The organism is Ruegeria sp. BK1 (genome assembly GCF_056535645.1).
On record NZ_JBQFIS010000001.1, the window covers coordinates 777,217 to 795,428 of the forward strand.

An 18,212-nucleotide genomic window follows, 5' to 3' on the forward strand; every position below is an offset into this window, starting at 1 on the left:
CTTTTGGTTCAGGCTGTTTCCTCGGATGGGCCGGGGTCGTTCTTGGTGCCCTTGATCCATTCTCGCAGTCCCTGCATCAGGGCATAGAGAACCGGAACCAGAATGACACCGATCAGCGTCGCCGCCAGCATTCCTCCGAACACGGCAACACCGATGGCCTTCTGGCTGGCCGCACCGGCGCCATTGGCGGCTAGCAGCGGCACAACACCAAGCAGGAAGGACAGCGCCGTCATCATCACCGCGCGGAAACGCTGATGCGCAGCTTCGGCAGCTGCTTCCTTAATCGACAGGCCGTTGGCGCGTTGCTCCATCGCAAATTCGACGATCAGAATGCCATTCTTCGAGGCGAGCCCCACAAGCATGATCATCCCGATCTGTGTATAGAGGTTGATGTCACTACCGACGATAGCCACCGCCGCCACCGCCCCGAACAAGGCGACGATCACAGATAGCAGGATCGAGACTGGCAACGACCAACTCTCGTACTGACCCACAAGGAACAGATACCCGAACAAGATTGCCAGCCCCAGGATCACGATCACCAGACCGCCCGAAGCCAGCTGCTGCTGCGCTGTGCCGGTCCACTCAAACGCATAACCGGGGGGCAGGGCGTTGGCGGATTCCTCGGTCATGACAGTGATTGCATCGCCGCTGGACAAGCCGGGGGCAGGAACCGCCGTCACCGTGGCAGACCGGAACAGGTTGTGCCGTTTCAGCAAAACCGGACCCAGCACATTTTCCACGTCGATCAACGTTCCCAAAGGAACCATCTCGCCCTTGGTCGAGCGAACATAGAGGTTCGCGATGTCGTCGACCTTGGTCCGGTATGACCCTTCGGCCTGAATCATCACGCGGTAGACCCGGCCGAACAGGTTGAAGTCATTCACGTAATACGAACCCAACTGCGCCTGCATGGTCTGGAAAATCTCGGCCACCGAGACTTGCAGTGTTTTGGCCTTTTCCCGATCCAGATCGACAAACAACTGTGGAACATTGGCGCGGAAGGTTGTGTAGGCCTGTCCGATCTCAGGTCGTTGGTTCGCCGCATAGACAAACGAACCCACGGCCGAGGCCAGATCCTGAGGCGAGCCCCCTCCGGTCTGCTGTACCTCCATCTCGACACCCGCCGACATGCCCAGACCCTGAATGGGGGGTGGGTTGAACGCCACGATCGAGGCTGCAGATTCGCCGTTTGCAATTGCCAGAACTTTGCTCAGGATCGCGTCGGCGGTGAGGTCCGGCTCTTGCCGCTCTTCCCAGTTCTCAAGGTTCACAAAGATTGCGGCCCCGTTGGTCGTCGTGCCGTTCAGCAACGAGAACCCGTTGACTAGAACGGTACTGGCCACCCCCGGAATTTCGCGGATCTTGTCGTCGACGCGGCTGGAGACGGTTTCGGTCCGCTCTAGTGTAGCAGCGTCGGGCAGTTGGATGTCCACGAATAGATATCCGTTATCCTCAAGCGGGATAAAGCCCTTGGATGTGGTGCCCATGATCGTACCGGTGCCCATCGCCAGAACGACGATGACACCTAAAGCCACCACCGGCAGGATCAGCATCTTGCGCACGATGGCGACGTAGCCGCTGCGCACGGTACCGATGAAGTTTTCGAACATCGCCAGCAGCCCTTTTGGAGGACCGGACCGCGCCCGCAGCACCAGACCGCACAGGGCAGGGGACAGTGTCAGTGCGTTGATGGACGAAATCACAACAGCGGTCGAAATCGTCACTGCAAATTGTGAATAAAGTCTTCCTGAGATGCCCGGCATAAAGGTTACAGGCACGAAAACAGCCAGTAGAACCAGGGTGGTCGCGATCACCGGCCCGGTGATCTGGCCCATCGCCTTGCGGGTCGCCTCGGCGGGGGGCAGGCCTTCTTCGGCGATGATCCGTTCTACGTTCTCGACAACCACGATGGCGTCATCCACCACGATCCCGATGGCCAGCACCAGCGCGAACAACGAGATCGTGTTCAGCGACATCCCAAAGGCCAGAAGGAATGCGAATGTCCCGATCAGAGAGACAGGGATGGCCACCGCTGGAATGATCGTTGCCCGCCAACTGCCCAGAAAGACAAACACCACTGAAATCACCAGAATGAAGGTCAGGATCAGGGTCGAGACCACGTCATTCAGCGATTGCTCTACGAAATCGGTGGTGTTGAAGGGCACTTGATATTCAACATCCGTCGGGAAGGATCGCGACAGGCGATCCAACTCGGCCTGAACGCGTTCAGACACGGCCAACGCGTTCGCGCCAGGAGCCTGGTAAATGCCGATGACAGTAGCAGGCACAGCCTGGAAATAACCCGAGGCCGAATAGAACTGAGCCCCCAGCTCGACCCGTGCGATATCTTTGACCCGAACAATCGATCCTGCCTCACCAGTACGGATCACGATATCGCCGAATTCATCGGCCGAGGTCAGCCTGCCCTTGGTCTTGATGGTGTACTGAAATGTTTGGCCCTCTGGCACAGGCGGAGACCCGATAGACCCTGCAGAGACCTCGATATTCTGTTCCCGGATGGCACTGATCACATCGCCCGGCGTGATCGACAAGGCGGCCATCTGATCAGGGTCCATCCAGATTCGCATTGCGTATTCCAGGTTCGTCAGAACATCAGCCTTACCAACGCCCTGAACCCGCGCCAGCGCGTCTTTCAGGTTGATCGACGCATAGTTCGACAGGAAGACACTGTCATATGTCCCATTGGGCGATGTCAGCGTGACCAAGAGCAGCATGTTGGTCGAAGCTTTTTGCGTGACGACGCCTGAAGAGGTCACTTCGGTAGGCAGCGAAGACATCGCCTGTGCCACGCGGTTTTGCACGTTGACTGATGCGATGTCGGGGTCAGTTCCGACTTCAAACGTAATATTCAGCGAATAGGAACCGTTGTCGGACGAGGTCGACGTCATATAGATCATGTCGTCCACACCGTTGACCTGCGCCTCGATCGGGGCGGCGACGGTGTTTTCGACTGTCTCGGCATTTGCACCGGTATAGGTGGTCGTAACACTGACCACGGGCGGGGTGATGTCGGGGAATTGCGCCACCGGCAGCACCATGTAACCGATGCCGCCCATGATGGTCAGCACAAGCGAAATGACAAGCGCCAGCTTGGGCCGGCTGATGAACAGGGCAGAGAACATCCGTTATTCTCCCGGCTGCTCAGAGGCGACAACCGCATCAACGGCAACACCCGGACGCACCCGTTGCAAACCCTCGACAATCACGCTTTCCCCTGCGCGCAGCCCATCCTTGACGATGATAGCGGTCTCAACCGTGTTGCCAGTGGTGATATAGCGCTGTTCGACCATTTGCTGATCATTCACGACCAGCACAAACTCGCCCCTCTGATCGCGCTGCAAAGCGGCTTGCGGGATCAACACCTCAGTCGTTGGTTTCAATGCCTCGATCTGCACGCTTAAGAATGCACCATCGACGATCAGACGCTTGGCGTTGTCGAATTGAGCCCGCATCCTGATCGCCCCGGTCAGCGGGTCTATTCGGTTGTCGACAAAGACGATTGTACCTTCCTCATCCAGTTCGGTCCCGTTGGGCAGGACAACTTTCACCACTGGGCTTTTTTTGCTTTCCGCAAGCGAGGCGGCGTTTTCACCCACCGCTTGCAGAACCGACGTGAACTCCTTTTCGTTCAGCGAAAAATTCACATAGATCGGGGCTTCGCTGACTATATTCACCAGTGGTGGATTATTCGGCCCAACCACATCCCCGACACTTGTAGTAGCGCGACCGATACGTCCGTCGAAGGGAGCGTGGATTTCCGTATAGCTGAGATCAAGTTTGGCTTGTTTAATCGCGGCCTGCGCGGACTTGACCTCGGCTTCGGCCACCAGTTCATTGGCGCGGGCAATGTCGCGTTCGGATTCTGGGGTCGCGTCACGCTCGTACAATTCCTGTTTACGTGCGAGCTCCACCTTGGCCAGTTCCAGATTGGCCTGCGCCCGGTCCAGATCGGCATTTCTGGCATCCAGCGTGGCCTGATAGAGGTCAGGCTCGATGGTAAACAGCAGATCGCCTTCCTTAACCAACGCACCATCTTCCACGTTCTGACTGTCCAGAAACCCGCTGACCCGAGCGATGATATCCGCCTTATTCAGCGCCTCGGCCCGACCGATAAAGGTTGCTTCCTCGGTAATGTCCTGAGTGTAGGCGGCCGCGATTGAAACCTTGGGCGGTTGCGCATCGCCAGTGTCTTGCGCTGTGCTGGGATCGGCAAGTGTAATCAAGCCCAACGCGGCAGCGCAACTGAGAGCTTTGAACGACCGGCCACTCTGCAAAGGTTTCAAAAAGTTTGGATCAAAGAACATGGCGAATGCCTCGTGATGGTCTAACAAAAATCGACCCGACCACCCACTTACAGGCCGAGTCGATTGCACTTTGAGACGAGGATGACGGGTTTGCGATTTTTTCTCAAGCGTATTGAGGTTTTTCGCTGGGGATAAGATCTAGAAAAAATGCTGGAAGTGCGGTTGTTTACGTGGTGTTTTTCGCTTTTTCTCTTTTGGGTTTGGGGTCGTGTGCGAACAGGCGGGCAAGAAAAAAGGGGCCGAAAGGCCCCTTTGTCTTGATCCTTATTGGCGCCTAGATGCGTGTGCCCGCGAAGCGGGTCTCCCAATCTTCGCGCTGCTCGTCGGTGATCTTGGCGAACAGCACATCCGGCACCGTGAACGCGTGACCCGCAGGTAGCGCGTCCAAAGCCTCGGCCACTTGATCGGGCCAGCTTGTGTCCAGCGTATTCATCGCGCTGAGCATCCGGGCCGAGGTTTCGGGGATGAACGGCGCGCTGAGCACCGCGTAAAGGCGAATCAGGTTCAGGCCCAGGCGGACCTGCGCGGCGGCTTGTTCGGGATCTTCCTTGAAGGTCGACCACGGCGCCGCAGATTGCAGATATTCATTGCCTGCCACCCAAATCGCGCGCAATTCTTGCGCTGATTTGCGAACCTCCATCGCCTCCATGAACCCTTCATAGGCACGGACGCGGCGGGTGAGTTCTGCGATAAGCTCTTGTTCACGATCACCAAATGTGCCGCCCTCTGGCACCGCCTCACTGAATTTTGAACGGCAGAACTTGGTGATCCGACTGACGAAATTGCCCAGCACGTCAGCGAGGTCCTTGTTCACCGATTGCTGGAAATTCTCCCACGTGAACTCGCTATCGCTGCTTTCCGGCGCATGGCTCAGCAGCCACCAGCGCCAGAAATCGGCGGGCAGGATCTCAAGCGCCTGATCCATGAAAACGCCGCGGCCTTGGCTGGTCGAGAACTGGCCGCCATCATAGTTCAGATAGTTGAAGGATTTCAGATGATCGACCATCTTCCACGGCTCGCCCGAACCCAGAATTGTGGCGGGGAAGCTGAGCGTATGGAAGGGCACGTTGTCCTTGCCCATGAATTGTACGTAACGGACGTCATCCGCACCTTTGTCGGTGCGCCACCAGCGTTCCCACTCTGCATCCGGTTTGCCGCTGGCATCGGCCCATTCCTTGGCGCAGGCGATATATTCGATCGGCGCGTCGAACCAGACATAGAAGACCTTGCCTTCCATCCCCGGCCAGTCCTGATCGCCTTTCTTCACCGGCACACCCCAGTCCAGATCACGGGTGATGCCGCGATCCTGCAGGCCGTCGCCGTCATGCAGCCACTTCTTGGCAATCGAAGTCGTCAAGATCGGCCAGTCGGCTTTGCTGTCGATCCATGCATCCAGCTGATCTTTCATCGCGGATTGGCGCAGATACAGGTGCTTGGTCTCGCGGATCTCTAGATCAGTCGAGCCGCTGATGGCGCTGCGCGGCTCGATCAGGTCGGTTGGGTCTAACTGCTTAGTGCAGTTTTCGCACTGATCGCCGCGCGCGCGGTCATAGCCGCAGTTGGGGCAGGTGCCCTCGATATAGCGGTCAGGCAGGAACCGGCCATCGGCGTTGGAATAGACCTGTTTCTCGCTGACCTCACGGATCAGCCCGGCCTCGTCCAGCTTGCCAGCGAAATGCTGGGTCAGTCGTTTGTTCTGATCGCTGGAAGACCGCCCGAAGTGATCGAAGCTCAACCCAAAGCGGTTCGCGATATCGGCCTGAACGGCGTACATATCGGCGCAATAGTCTGCCACCGGTTTGCCCGCCTTTGCTGCGGCCAACTCTGCTGGCGTGCCGTGCTCGTCGGTGGCACACAGGAACATGACCTCATTTCCTCGGCCGCGCTGGTAGCGTGCATACAGATCAGCTGGCAATTGCGAGCCGATCAGGTTGCCGAGGTGCTTGATCCCGTTGATGTAAGGGATCGCCGAGGTGATGAGAATCCGAGCCATTTTGCGTTTCCACGTGTCTAACTGCGCGACCGTCTACCTTATGTGACCGCCCAGCAAAACCCCGGCTTTTACCCACATGTCATTTTAGACACGCATCTATCAGAAAACGCGCCACTGATGCGGCCGCCGATTGTACCCGGATGACAGCGCGCAATACCCATAGGTTGTAAATTGGAATCACAACCTCTTGAATTTCGAGAAATGACTTCCCATATGAAATGTATACCAAAGTATACAATAACGAGGGCGATCCGCTGATGTTCGACTTTTTGCTCGAGGGTGCTTTTGTGCCCTTTACCCTTTCGCTTGCGCTGCTGTTCGGTCTGCTGGCGCTAGAGCTTGTGGCTTTGGCGATCGGCGGCAGCATACTGGCGGGTGAGGGCGAGGTTGACCTGGATGCGGTTGATGCGCCTGATCTGGATGTGGCCGACCTTGATCTGGACATCGACTCGGATGTTGATCTGGGTGACTTTGAGCTGGCCGAGATCGAGGCTGATGCGCCGGGGGCCGAACCGTCCGGGCCTATGGCATGGTTGGGTCTGGGCAAGGTGCCCTTCATGATCTGGCTGGCGGTGCTGCTTGCGGGCTTTGGCCTGTCGGGCATGGGCCTGCAACTGGCGCTGCGCGACCTGCTGGGCTTTGACCTGCCATCTTGGATCGCCGCCATCCCGGCTGGCGCATTCGGACTGTGGTTCGCACGCGGCTTTGGCGGTGTTTTTGCCCGCCTTCTGCCCAAGACCGAGACCGAAGCGATGTCGGAACGGATGCTTGCTCGCCGTCGTGGTGTGATCACCCAAGGCACCGCATCGCGCGGCCGCCCGGCCGAGGTGCGCGTCATGGATCGCTTTGGCAACACGCATTACCTGCGCGCCGAGCCACTGCAGGACAAAGAGATGCTGGAGCAGGGCACGGATGTCCTTGTTCTACGCGACAGACGGCGCGACCGGTTCGTTCTGGTCGGCTTGTCAGACTAACCAAATTTCAAACCCCAACTCGGAGGATTTTGCATGGAAGTTCAATTCCTGGCCGTCACGGTTGTGACAATTCTGGCCGTACTCTTGTTCATTGGCCTTGTGCTGGGCCGTCTCTATCGTCGTGCCACGCGTGAAGTCAGTCTTGTGAAAACCGGTGCGGGCGGCAAAAAGGTCATCATGGATGGCGGCGTCATCATTGTGCCGCTGCTGCACGAGGTTAGCCCCGTCAACATGAAGACCCTGCGCCTTGAGGTGCAGCGCAGTGGCGAGGCCGCGCTGATTACCAAAGACCGGATGCGCGTGGATGTAGGTGTCGAGTTCTACGTCTCGGTCATGGCGACCGAAGAGGGTATCGCACGTGCCGCGCAGACGCTGGGCGACCGCACTTTCGACGTTGAGCAACTGCGTGAGATGATCGAAGGCAAGCTGATTGACGGCTTGCGCGCCGTGGCGGCTCAGATGACCATGGATGGTCTGCATGAGAACCGCGCCGACTTTGTGCAAGAGGTGCAGAATGCGGTGTCCGAAGACCTGTTGAAGAATGGTCTGTCGCTGGAATCTGTCTCGCTGACTGCGTTGGATCAGACACCGTTCGAGGCGCTGGACGAAAACAACGCCTTTAACGCCGTGGGTATGCGTAAGCTGGCCGAGGTAATTGCCGTGTCCAAAAAGGAACGCGCGCAGATCGATGCTGAGGCCGAGGTTGAAGTGCGCCGCGCCGCGATGGAGGCGGAACGCCAAAAGCTGCTGATCGAACAGGATGAGGCGCAGGCACGGATTGAGCAGGCCCAAAAGGTCGAAACCATGCGCGTGGCGCAAGAGGCCGAAATCGCGGCCCGGACCGAGGACTCGGTGCGCGAGACTGAACGCGCCCGGATCGCCCGTGAAGAAGCCATCCGTTCGGCCGATATTGAGCGGGAGCGTAAAATCCGCGATGCCGAGATTGCCAAAGAGCGTGAGATTGAAGTGGCCGAACAGGAACGTCAGATCATCATCGCGCAGAAATCCGAAGAGGAAAGCCGCGCGCGTGCGTCTGCCGACTTGGCCCGTGCCGAGGCGACCAAGGCAACCGAAGCCGTCGCGACCGCCCGCGAGGTGGCCGAAGCCGAGCGGATCAAGCAGATCGCTCTGATCGAAGCCACGCGTGAGGCCGAACGTCAGGCGACCGCGATCCGGCTGGCCGCGCAGGCCGAGAAAGAGGCCGCCGCGGACCGCGCCGAAGCCCGCCGCGAAGAGGCACAAGCCGAGGCAGACGCGCTGAACATCCGGGCCGAGGCCAAGAAAAACGACATGCTGGCCGAAGCCGAAGGCAAGCGCGCCATTGTCGAGGCCGACAATGCTCTGTCCGCGGCCCAGATCCGCATGAAGGTCGATATGGCGCGGATTGAGACGATGCCATCGATCATCTCGGAGATGGTCAAGCCTGCGGAAAAAATCGACTCGATCAAGATCCATCAGGTGGGCGGCATCGGGGCCGGGGCCTCGGGCGGCACGGCCAACAGCGACAAGCCGGTGGTCAATCAGGCACTGGATTCGATCATGGGCATGGCGGTGCAGATGCCCGCGCTCAAGAAGCTGGGCGAAGAGCTTGGTCTGTCGATGGAAAACGGTGTCGGCGGCGTAGTGAACGGAGCGCTAGAGCAGACGCAGGACCCCGTCGAGGGGCTGGAGGACGAGACGCCTCCGACCCAGTAACAAAAGGAAGGGCCGGGATTTCCCGGCCCTTTATTCTTCGCGCGACCGCTTCAGCAGTCGCCCGATGGTGAAGGATGTGCGTGGAGCATAGACATAGTTCGTGCGTTCGTCCGGGGTTGGGCGCGACCGCATCCGCGCTAGACCGAACACGATCAGCCCCATATGACCTACTGCCACAAAGGCAAACAAGGCACCCGGCCCATACTGCTGGATCAGCGTGGATGAGATGTAGGGTGAGGCAATAGCCCCCAGCGCGTACCAGAACATCAGCGCGGCAGAAAGCTCAACCCGTTGTTCGGTCGTGGCAAAGTCGTTGGCGTGGGCAGAAGATACCGAGAAGATCGGGAAGGTGGTCAAGCCAAAGAACCCAGCCGCCAGCATGACGCCGAAGGTACCGGACCCGCTGGCCGCCATTGTGATGCCGCAGCTGAGCACTGCAGCGGCGGACAGCCAGATCAACACCCATCGCCGATCATATTTGTCGGCCAGCCATCCCAGTGGATATTGCGCCAGCGCGCCGCCAAGAACGAAGGAAGCGAGGAAGAAGGCGATCTGATCCACACCCAGCCCGACCTCTTGCCCATAAACCGGGCCGACCATGCGAAACGAGGCAGAGCTAAGCGCCGACACAATCACTCCGGCCACCGCCAGAGGTGAGTTTGTCCAGGCCAGTCTGGGGCGCAGGCGGGGCGCGTCGGGCGTCTTAGGCTGGCTGGCCCGGGTCAGGGCCAGAGGCAACAGCGAAGCACAGCACAAGATGGCCAGCAGGTTGTAAGACACATAAGACGCGGGTGGCAGCACGGCGATAATCAATTGCGCGCAAAGCGACGCGCCCAGATCGGCGATGCGATAGCTGCCCATCACGCGGCCACGCGACTCGTTTGTGACCTTGGCGTTCAACCAAGCCTCAATCACTGTATAGCAACCAGCAACGCAGGTGCCTGACGCGATCCGCAGTACGGCCCATATGTTCGGGTTTTCAGTCAGAGTATGGCCCAGCAAACCCATCGCACCCAAGGCCGTACACACAGCAAATGCGCGCGAATGTCCGACGCTGCCCATGAGGCGAGGTGCCCACCAGCAGCCAACAAAGAATCCTATGAAATGCGCGGACCCCAATAAGCCGATCTGCTCGGTCGAGAAATCCAGTGTCAGGCCCGAGATGGCGTCAAGCGGGCCGACGCCTCCGGTCGAGAGCTGTAGCAAAATGACCGAAAGAAACAGGGCGGCAAAGGAAATCATCGTGCGCATAACGCCCCCACCTTGCGGCATCGGGCATAGGAATCGCGCAGCTTATCGACTTTGTCGCGTCGTTTTTTTGCTATTGGGTCCGTTGAATCTCTGCCCGGATATCCAGCCCGACCGTATCCTGAACCAGATCAGCAAAACCTGAGGCGCCGAAGTCGTGCCTGTTCAGCTCGCCTGTCAGGCGGATAGACAGGTCATCCAGACTGTCCGCAGCGCTGCCGGGCGCGCGAAACAGGTCGGCCTTCAGTTCGATCGGCATGGTAACTCCGCGCACTGTAAGGTCTCCGTTGATGATGGCCCCGTTCGAGATACGACCGCCCTCACCAAGCTGAACACTGGTTGAGACGAAATGGATGGTTGGATATTCCTTTGCCGCCAGCACGCTCTCGCTGAGCATGGGTTTGCGGGCGAAGGGCAGTTTGGTGCGCGCTTTGGCGACGTTCAGGATCACGTCCACCCGACTGTTGAGAAGATCATTCAGGTCGATCTGTATGTCGGCAGACTCGATTGGCATGGTGCCGGATTGGGAAATGCCGGACAGGTCAAAGGTGAAATCGACGGATGTCTCTTCGGGGACCAGTTGATACGTGCGTGGCGCAGCCAGCGCCGAACTCGCAAGAGTCAGTGCAATCAGGCTGGCCAGGACTGTGCGTCGAGTTAGTTGAGTCATGCCATGACCTCCTGCCTGCGGGGGCGCGATCGTTTCAGCAACATCAGCAGGATTGCGATGTTCAGCCCGTTCCAGAGAATGCCGTTGATAAAGGCCAGTTGATAATTTCCGCTTACGTCGTAAATCCAACCCGACATCCAGCCGCCCAAGGCCATGCCCATGATGGTCATCATCATGACAAAACCTACGCGGGCTCCGGCCTCTTGCGGGGGCATGTATTCACGCACGACCAGCGCATAGCTGGGCACGATGCCGCCCTGTGCCAGCCCGAACATGAGGCTGATGATGTACAGCGAGACCATGCCGTCATAGGGCAGGAACAGGAACAGCGCGATACATTGCAGGATCGACCCGATCAGCAGGGTCATCAGCCCGCCCAGTTTGTCGGCCACCATCCCGGAAATCACGCGGCTGACCACGCCGCCCAGCAACATCAGCGACAGCATCTCGGCTCCGACAGCGGGGCCATAGCCCAGCCCGACGCAGTATGAGACAATATGGACCTGCGGCATCGACATCGCGACGCAGCACCCGATCCCGGCCAGACCCAGTATGTATTGCAACGCGCGTGGTGAGATCCCGACGCTGCTGGCCTTGATGCTGGCGCTGGCGGCTGCGGTCTGATGCGCTTCGGCCGGAACCTGACGGCGCAGCAATAGGGACAGGGGGATGACGATGGCGGGCGTGATCATGGCAAGCGTCAGGTAGACCTGCTGCCAACCGTCCCGCGCCAAAATGTCCGACAGAAGGGTCGGCCAGATCGCGCCTGACAGGTAATTGCCGCTGGCCACCAGTGCCACGGCAATACCGCGCCGCTTCATGAACCAGTGCGAGATATCGGCGATCAGCGGCCCAAACCCGATGGAGGTGCCCAGCCCCACCAGCAAATGTGCCAGTGACAGGGTGATCATGTTCGGCGCCAGCGTTGCCAGCACATAGCTGACGGTGCTGAGTATGGCGGCCCCGATCAACGCTTTGGTCACACCCAGCCGATCGACCAGTTGCCCCAGCCACATGTTTCCCAACGCAAAGCCTACCATGGTCAGAACGTACGGCAGCGAGGCTTCGGCCCGTCCGGCGTCGAACTGTGTCTCAATCGCGGGCATCACCACGATCACCGCCCACATGCCGACATTCGCCACCGTAGCGATGGCAAGCGTGATCGTGAGGCGTAGCCAAGAATAGCGGCTGTCGTGGATTGCGTGGCTCATTCCCGGAACGCTAGGGCGCAGGGTGGGGGTTGGCTAGTCACTTCTTTCGTGATCACGTGGTGGTGTCACGCCGATACCTCGTCGGTTGCCGTTCTTTGCAGGTTCAATCCGGCGCGCGGTTTGGTCTGGGTGGCCTGCCATGTGACTGGGGGCAGGGCGCGGGCACGGCGGCGGGTTAGGGTCCAGCGGCGCGCCTCTTGAGTATGGTTCGCGGCCATGTGCCAGCGCGTCTCAACCCCTTGCGCGCCGCCGTCGCCGGGTGTCAGCAACAGCCCCAGTGGGGCCCGTCCCATCGCGCCGCCCTGTTCGGCCGCCAGATGCATCCGCCGCACGGGCGTCAGCCCCGGCGCGCCGGGCAGATCACCGATCACCAGCGGAACGGCCCCGCTGCGCAGTGCCTCTTCCAGACACCACAAGATATCCTCGGCGCGGGTGGGGTGGACAAAGATGAACCGGGCGGGGTCGACAAAGGGCATCATGCCGTCGGGGTTCAGCTGGCCCGGCTCCCACGCGGGGGAAATCCACAGCACGGGGCCTTGCGCCTGACCAGCCAGCCAGACGGCGAAACTGCGCCGGGCAGGGCCGCAGGCTTCGTGCACGCGGCCCAGTTGCAAGGTGATCTGAGGGTGCAGCGCCAGCCCCGGTATATCACGTGCGGGTTTGCGGCCAAGAAGCGTTGTGGACATGCCGACAATCTAACATGTTCTTATTTTGTTCTCAATCCTGAAATATCTCTAGCGAGACAGGATCATACGCCCGTCCGCGAATTGGATGTTCGAAAACAGATGCAGGTAATCCATCCCCAACAGCGACTGGTGCAGCTCGCCCTCATTCACCCAGGCCGAGATATTCTGATCGGTGATCGGGCCCAAAGTGACCGTTTCCAGCCGTACAGGCGCGGTGCGTACCTCGCCATTCGCAGTCAGAGCGCGTCCGAAATAATTCAATTGGTTCAGGTCAACGCCGATCCGTTCAGCGTCGCGGGAGCTGAGAACTATCTGGCTGGCACCGGTATCCACTAGGAAAGTGATCGTCTGACCATCGACCTCGACCGGCAGGTAATAATGGCCATCTGCCGAGCGGGGCACTTCGATCGTTTCGCCGGTCACGGTCAACTGCGGCACCGGGCTGATGGTCGAGCGGATATCTTCCCACAGGCCAACGACGGCGATTACGCCGATGAAGATGAATACCCAGGCCATGGCCTGTTGCAACGTCTTGTTCAGCGTCTGCCGGTTTTGCGAGATGAACCACGCGACAACCGCCACGCCCAACAGGCTAAGATACGCCAAACGTGCAATGCTATCCCCATCCATACCGATATCCTAACGGGTTGACCTGACACGTATATGGGGGGTCAGGAGGCAAATCCAAAGGCCTTGAGGCCATCCAGAATGAATTGAACCGACAGCGCCGCCAGCAGCATCCCCAACAAACGGGTCAGCACATTCAACCCGGTCTTGCCGAGGATGCGCGCGATCACGCCGCCTGACAGGAAAAAGATCAGAACTACCGCCATGACGGCCAGCATGACGATACACGCTTCGACAATGCCCAGAACGCCGGGATGCTGCCCCGCCAGCAGGATGATCGTGGCAATCGAGCCCGGCCCCGCGATCAGCGGAATGGCCAGCGGGAACACAGACGGGTCGGGATGTTCCTCTTCCTCGGCCCGGTCCTCGCGCCGTTTGGTGCGGCGGTCGAACAGCATGTCGAGCGCGGTCAGGAACAGCAGCGCGCCGCCTGCGACGCGGAAGGCCTCCATCGAGATTCCGACAAAGCCAAGCACGGCCTCACCAAACGCGGCAAAGGCGATCAGGATGCAAACGGCAGTCAGGCAACTGCGGATCGCCGTTTTGCGGCGTGTCGCGGCGTCCATATCCTGTGTCAGAGCCACGAAGATCGGCGTGGTGCCGAACGGGTCGATCACCACGAACAAGGTGGTGAAAGCGGTGATGAAGAAGGCCAGGTCGATCATTCTGCGGCACCGCGCTGAAGTTCTGTCAGGATTGCCACGGCCTTATCGGCCTGATCGCTGGGAACGTAAACGTGGTCATGGTGATACCCCGCGACCATGTTTGCCGGAATGCCGGCTTGTGCAAGTGCGCTTGAGACAGCAGCGGTGAGGCCCACACCTTCCAGCGAGGAATGCACCTGCAGGGTAATGCAGCGCATAGGGACTGCGCCGGTCTGTGCTGCCTCGAAGGGAACGATCAGCGAAAGACCTTCGGCCTCGATACAGCTGGCCCTTGTGCCCTTTGGCCATTCTGCGTCGGACGGCCAGACAACAAAGGCATATTCACCGGGCTGAAGCGAAGGGCGCATACCGGCAATCATGGCTTTGGTTTCGGTCACGGGGGATGTCATGACGCTTCGGCTTCCTCCAAACGTTCTGCGGCGGCGACCCACAGAGCTTCGGCTTTTTGCATCGCTTCAACCACCTCGGCGAATTTGCGGTTCCATGTTTCCAGATCGTTGATCCGATCATCTTCATACAAGGCTGGATCAGCCAGTTTGGCAGACAGCTTTTCATGCATATCCGTCAACTTCTCAATCCGGTCCTCGCATTTGCGGAGATCGGCGCGTAGCGCCAGCATTGCATCGCGTGAGGGGCGTTTGGGTTTCGCAACTGCAGGTTTTTCCTTGACCGGCTTGTCGCGGGCCAGCAACAGGGCGCGATAGGCTTCCAGGTCGCCCTCGAACGGTTTTACCGTCCTGTCCGAGACCAGCCACAGCCGATCCGCAACCAGCGACAGCAGGTGCATGTCGTGGCTGACCAGCACCACCGCGCCGGAATAGGCGGTCAGCGCCTCGACCAGCGCCTCGCGACTTTCGATGTCCAGATGGTTGGTCGGTTCATCTAGGATCAGCATATGCGGCGCGTCGATCGTGGCCAGCAGCAGCGACAGGCGTGCTTTCTGGCCGCCCGACAGACGCCCGACCTCTGTATCCGCCTGGTCGGCATTCAGGCCAAACCCGGCCAGACGGGATCGCCACTTGCCCGGTGCCTCATCCGGGCGCAGGCGGCGCAGGTGGTCCAGAGGAGTCTCGTCCACATACAGCTCATCCACCTGATGCTGGGCGAAATAGCCAATGCGCAGCTTAGAGCTGCGGGTCATCTTGCCTGCCATCAGGGGAAGGCGGTCGGACAGCAATTTCGACAGAGTCGATTTCCCCTGACCGTTCTTGCCCAGTAGGGCGATGCGGTCATCCTGATCAATGCGCAGGTTCAGACGGCGCAGCACTTCGGTGTCGCCATAGCCTGTGATACCGCCCTCAAGATGAATGATCGGGGGCGAAAGTTCCTCGGGCTCAGGGAAAGAGAACGCGCGCAGGGCGGCCTCTTGCGGGGTTGAGACAAGCTGTATGCGCTCGATCATCTTCAGACGCGACTGGGCCTGCACGGCCTTTGTGGCCTTGGCGCGGAAACGGTCCACGAAGCTTTGCAGATGGGCAATGCGGGCCTTGGCCTTGGCGTTCTCCGATTCCGCCTGAACAATGCGTTCGGCGCGGCGTTCGGCGAATTTGTCGTAAGGCACCGCGTAGTAGGTCAGCTTGCGATCTTCCAGATGCAGGATCGACCCCACCGCGCGGTTCAACAGCCCGCGGTCGTGGCTGATGATGATGACCGTGTGCGGGTATTTGGCCAGATAGCTCTCCAGCCACAGAGCGCCTTCGAGATCCAGATAGTTGGTCGGTTCGTCCAGCAGCAGCAGGTCGGGCTGCGAAAAAAGCACCGCTGCCAGCGCAACCCGCATCCGCCAGCCGCCCGAGAAATCCGAGCAGGGTTTCAGCTGATCCTCATCATCAAACCCCAGGCCCTTCAGGATCGAGGCTGCGCGGGCTTCGGCGGACCAGGCGTCGATATCGGCAAGGCGAGTCTGAATCTCGGCAATGCGCGAGGGATCGGTGGCGCTGTCGGCCTCGGCCATCAGGGAACTGCGCTCGGTATCAGCCGCCAGAACGGTATTGATCAGCGAGACATCGGAGGAGGGCACCTCTTGCGCCACACCGCCGATCCGTGCGCGTTTGCGCAGCACGATATTGCCCGATTCCAACGCCAGTTCGCCCCGGATCAGGCGGAACAGAGTGGTCTTTCCGGTGCCGTTGCGGCCCACAAGACCCACCTTGTGCCCATCGGGTATGGTTGCACTGGCCCCGTCGAACAAGGGGCGGCCTTCAACGGCGTAATTGATGTCTTCGATCCGTAGCATGGGCCGCTCTTAACAGAGGTATGATGCCGCCGCCAGCGGCTTGGCATGTTCAACACGGGATCAATGTGATAGCGCTGCCATGTTTGAATGAAGTGGAATGTTTGATGCGGCCTGCGCAGTCCCCTCCGTCCTTGATCACATTGGTTTTGCTGACGGCGCTTTCGGTTCTGTCGCTGAACATGTTCCTGCCATCGCTGCCCAGTATCGGCGCGGCACTGGAGGCGGAATACGGCCTGGTGAACCTGTCGATCGCGGGTTATCTGGCGCTGTCGGCAGTCCTGCAACTGATCATGGGGCCGTTGTCCGACCGGTTCGGACGCAGGCCGGTATTGCTGATCTGTATGGTCATCTTCGTCATTGCCTCGGTCGGTTGTGCGCTGGCGCAGTCGATCTGGGTGTTTCTAGGGTTTCGGATGCTGCAAGGTGCCGTAGTGGCCGGGCAGGTGCTGGCCCGCGCCGCGATACGAGATATGCATCCACCGAATGAGGCCGCGGCAAAGCTGGGTTATGTCTCGATGGCTATGGCGCTAGCACCGATGCTGGGGCCGATGCTGGGCGGTCTGCTCGAGATGCTATTCGGCTGGCGCGCCGGGTTTATTTTGTATCTTCTTCTGGGCGCGGGCCTCTTGGCGTTGATATGGGTCGATCTGGGTGAGACCAACACTAACACAACCGCTACCTTCGCCGCGCAGATGAGGCTCTATCCGCAGCTTTTCAATTCACGTCGGTTTTGGGGCTATTCCTTTTGTGCGGCGTTTTCGATTGGAGGGTTCTATGCGTTTATCACCGGTGCGCCTTTGGTTGCAGCAACGTGGTTCGATCTGAACCCCGCGCTATTAGGGTTGGGGATTGGGATCATCACGCTGGGGTTCATGGCGGGCAGCTATCTGACCGGGCGTCTGGCGGCGCGGGCCCGGCTGAATAATATGATTCTTTTTGGGCGTGTGATTGCCTCGGTTGGGCCACTTGTGGGTCTTGTGGTGTTCGCAGCCGAGGGCGGCAGCGTCTGGACCTTTTTTGGTTCAGCCATTCTGGTGGGGTTCGGCAACGGGCTGACCGTCGCCAATGCCACCGCCGGTCTGATGTCTGTACGTCCGCAATTGGCGGGTAGCGCTGCGGGGCTGTCTGGCGCGATGACTGTGGCGTTGGGGGCCGTGCTGACCATGGCCACCGGGGCCTTGGTTACTGCCGCGAATGCCCCATTTATCGTTCTTGGCATGATGTGCCTCAGCAGTTTCGCAGGACTTCTGTCCATCCTCTATGTTCGGCGGGTCGACCAGTTGGACCCATTGCCGGACACGATCTGAGCGCCGCGCCATATAACACTTTTCTTGGGCCACATACCGTGCTAGGCGGCGCGCGATGGATTTCGGCGCACACCACGCGCCACATTGTAAGGAGAGGCCGATATGGCACTGGAACGCACATTCTCGATCATCAAACCCGATGCAACCCGCCGCAACCTGACTGGCAAGATCAACGCCAAGTTTGAAGACGCAGGCCTGCGCATCGTTGCGCAAAAGCGCATCCACATGACCAAGGAACAAGCCGGTAAGTTCTACGAAGTTCACGCCGAGCGTCCGTTCTATGACGAGCTGTGCGAGTTCATGTCGTCGGCTCCGGTCGTCGTTCAGGTTCTGGAAGGCGAAGGCGCCATTGCCAAGAACCGCGAAGTCATGGGCGCAACCAACCCCGCAGACGCGGCCGCCGGCACCATCCGCGCCGAGTTCGCTGAATCGGTTGGCGAAAACTCGGTCCACGGTTCCGACGCACCTGAGACCGCAGCGGTTGAAATCGCCTACTTCTTCTCGGGCATTGAACTGGTCGGCTAATCTTTAACCACAATAGAATTCAGGGCCGCTCCCGTCACCGGGGGCGG

The 18,212-nt window shown here is 59.5% G+C and carries 15 protein-coding genes; 4 read left to right on the top strand and 11 right to left on the bottom strand.

The genetic code is table 11. The features are described 5' to 3' along the window. Window positions 1–8: 8 nt before the first annotated feature. The 3 genes from ACR3E7_RS03850 to metG all read right to left on the bottom strand — a co-directional run bounded on the left by ACR3E7_RS03850 (window position 9) and on the right by metG (window position 6,321). Window positions 9–3,146 carry an efflux RND transporter permease subunit gene (locus ACR3E7_RS03850; RefSeq protein WP_170769508.1) on the bottom strand — a complete coding sequence of 1,046 codons (3,138 nt, stop codon included), beginning with the start codon at window positions 3,144–3,146 and terminating at the stop codon, window positions 9–11. Between the two features lie 3 nt (window positions 3,147–3,149). Continuing rightward, entirely contained in the window at window positions 3,150–4,328 is a 1,179-nt protein-coding gene (locus tag ACR3E7_RS03855; protein WP_480502959.1) for an efflux RND transporter periplasmic adaptor subunit, read from the bottom strand. Between the two features lie 274 nt (window positions 4,329–4,602). Next, the gene (gene metG / locus ACR3E7_RS03860) at window positions 4,603–6,321 is read right to left on the bottom strand and encodes a methionine--tRNA ligase (RefSeq protein ID WP_480502958.1); all 1,719 of its coding nucleotides are present in this window, start codon (window positions 6,319–6,321) and stop codon (window positions 4,603–4,605) included. A gap of 218 nt (window positions 6,322–6,539) precedes the next feature. On the opposite strand from metG, the gene ACR3E7_RS03865 reads away from it, so the two are divergent. Both ACR3E7_RS03865 and ACR3E7_RS03870 read left to right on the top strand, forming a co-directional pair. Beyond that, window positions 6,540–7,295: an OB-fold-containig protein gene (locus ACR3E7_RS03865; RefSeq protein WP_480502957.1), complete on the top strand. Its 756-nt coding sequence runs from the start codon at window positions 6,540–6,542 to the stop codon at window positions 7,293–7,295. A gap of 33 nt (window positions 7,296–7,328) precedes the next feature. Next, entirely contained in the window at window positions 7,329–8,990 is a 1,662-nt protein-coding gene (locus ACR3E7_RS03870; RefSeq protein WP_480502956.1) for a flotillin family protein, read from the top strand. A 30-nt stretch (window positions 8,991–9,020) separates the two neighbouring features. Here ACR3E7_RS03870 and ACR3E7_RS03875 read toward each other — a convergent pair whose 3' ends face one another. From ACR3E7_RS03875 to ACR3E7_RS03910, 8 genes are all read right to left on the bottom strand, one after another. Then, the gene (locus tag ACR3E7_RS03875; RefSeq protein WP_170769512.1) at window positions 9,021–10,241 is read right to left on the bottom strand and encodes an MFS transporter; all 1,221 of its coding nucleotides are present in this window, start codon (window positions 10,239–10,241) and stop codon (window positions 9,021–9,023) included. A gap of 70 nt (window positions 10,242–10,311) precedes the next feature. After that, window positions 10,312–10,908 carry a YceI family protein gene (locus ACR3E7_RS03880; protein ID WP_170769513.1) on the bottom strand — a complete coding sequence of 199 codons (597 nt, stop codon included), beginning with the start codon at window positions 10,906–10,908 and terminating at the stop codon, window positions 10,312–10,314. Then, window positions 10,905–12,119, bottom strand: a complete 1,215-nt coding sequence (locus ACR3E7_RS03885) for an MFS transporter (RefSeq protein WP_480502954.1) — start codon at window positions 12,117–12,119, stop codon at window positions 10,905–10,907. The genes ACR3E7_RS03880 and ACR3E7_RS03885 overlap by 4 nt, the downstream gene beginning before the upstream one ends. Before the next feature lie 65 nt (window positions 12,120–12,184). Next, window positions 12,185–12,805 carry an ImuA family protein gene (locus ACR3E7_RS03890; RefSeq protein WP_170769515.1) on the bottom strand — a complete coding sequence of 207 codons (621 nt, stop codon included), beginning with the start codon at window positions 12,803–12,805 and terminating at the stop codon, window positions 12,185–12,187. Between the two features lie 48 nt (window positions 12,806–12,853). After that, on the bottom strand, window positions 12,854–13,435 hold the full coding sequence (locus ACR3E7_RS03895; RefSeq protein WP_480502953.1) for a retropepsin-like aspartic protease family protein: 582 nt from the start codon (window positions 13,433–13,435) through the stop codon (window positions 12,854–12,856). Between the two features lie 41 nt (window positions 13,436–13,476). Continuing rightward, window positions 13,477–14,097, bottom strand: a complete 621-nt coding sequence (locus ACR3E7_RS03900) for a MarC family protein (RefSeq protein WP_170769517.1) — start codon at window positions 14,095–14,097, stop codon at window positions 13,477–13,479. Continuing rightward, the gene (locus ACR3E7_RS03905) at window positions 14,094–14,486 is read right to left on the bottom strand and encodes an ACT domain-containing protein (RefSeq protein ID WP_480502951.1); all 393 of its coding nucleotides are present in this window, start codon (window positions 14,484–14,486) and stop codon (window positions 14,094–14,096) included. Before ACR3E7_RS03905 ends, ACR3E7_RS03900 begins: the two co-directional genes overlap by 4 nt. Continuing rightward, window positions 14,483–16,333: an ABC-F family ATP-binding cassette domain-containing protein gene (locus ACR3E7_RS03910; protein ID WP_480502949.1), complete on the bottom strand. Its 1,851-nt coding sequence runs from the start codon at window positions 16,331–16,333 to the stop codon at window positions 14,483–14,485. Before ACR3E7_RS03910 ends, ACR3E7_RS03905 begins: the two co-directional genes overlap by 4 nt. A 104-nt stretch (window positions 16,334–16,437) precedes the next feature. Here ACR3E7_RS03910 and ACR3E7_RS03915 point away from each other — a divergent pair, with 104 nt between their 5' ends. Both ACR3E7_RS03915 and ndk read left to right on the top strand, forming a co-directional pair. Further along, window positions 16,438–17,640, top strand: a complete 1,203-nt coding sequence (locus ACR3E7_RS03915) for a Bcr/CflA family efflux MFS transporter (protein WP_170788555.1) — start codon at window positions 16,438–16,440, stop codon at window positions 17,638–17,640. Window positions 17,641–17,742: 102 nt separating this feature from the next. Beyond that, entirely contained in the window at window positions 17,743–18,165 is a 423-nt protein-coding gene (gene ndk, locus ACR3E7_RS03920) for a nucleoside-diphosphate kinase (RefSeq protein ID WP_170352964.1), read from the top strand. Window positions 18,166–18,212 lie beyond the last annotated feature (47 nt).

Coding starts and splice junctions, on each gene's coding strand:
- ACR3E7_RS03900 (WP_170769517.1), bottom strand. CDS start 14,097: ATGATCGACCTGGCCTTCTTCATCACCGCTTTCACCACCTTGTTCGTG.
- ACR3E7_RS03855 (WP_480502959.1), bottom strand. CDS start 4,328: ATGTTCTTTGATCCAAACTTTTTGAAACCTTTGCAGAGTGGCCGGTCG.
- ACR3E7_RS03915 (WP_170788555.1), top strand. CDS start 16,438: ATGCGGCCTGCGCAGTCCCCTCCGTCCTTGATCACATTGGTTTTGCTG.
- metG (WP_480502958.1), bottom strand. CDS start 6,321: ATGGCTCGGATTCTCATCACCTCGGCGATCCCTTACATCAACGGGATC.
- ACR3E7_RS03890 (WP_170769515.1), bottom strand. CDS start 12,805: ATGTCCACAACGCTTCTTGGCCGCAAACCCGCACGTGATATACCGGGG.
- ACR3E7_RS03885 (WP_480502954.1), bottom strand. CDS start 12,119: ATGAGCCACGCAATCCACGACAGCCGCTATTCTTGGCTACGCCTCACG.
- ACR3E7_RS03865 (WP_480502957.1), top strand. CDS start 6,540: ATGTATACCAAAGTATACAATAACGAGGGCGATCCGCTGATGTTCGAC.
- ndk (WP_170352964.1), top strand. CDS start 17,743: ATGGCACTGGAACGCACATTCTCGATCATCAAACCCGATGCAACCCGC.
- ACR3E7_RS03910 (WP_480502949.1), bottom strand. CDS start 16,333: ATGCTACGGATCGAAGACATCAATTACGCCGTTGAAGGCCGCCCCTTG.
- ACR3E7_RS03880 (WP_170769513.1), bottom strand. CDS start 10,908: ATGACTCAACTAACTCGACGCACAGTCCTGGCCAGCCTGATTGCACTG.
- ACR3E7_RS03895 (WP_480502953.1), bottom strand. CDS start 13,435: ATGGATGGGGATAGCATTGCACGTTTGGCGTATCTTAGCCTGTTGGGC.
- ACR3E7_RS03905 (WP_480502951.1), bottom strand. CDS start 14,486: ATGACATCCCCCGTGACCGAAACCAAAGCCATGATTGCCGGTATGCGC.
- ACR3E7_RS03870 (WP_480502956.1), top strand. CDS start 7,329: ATGGAAGTTCAATTCCTGGCCGTCACGGTTGTGACAATTCTGGCCGTA.
- ACR3E7_RS03850 (WP_170769508.1), bottom strand. CDS start 3,146: ATGTTCTCTGCCCTGTTCATCAGCCGGCCCAAGCTGGCGCTTGTCATT.
- ACR3E7_RS03875 (WP_170769512.1), bottom strand. CDS start 10,241: ATGCGCACGATGATTTCCTTTGCCGCCCTGTTTCTTTCGGTCATTTTG.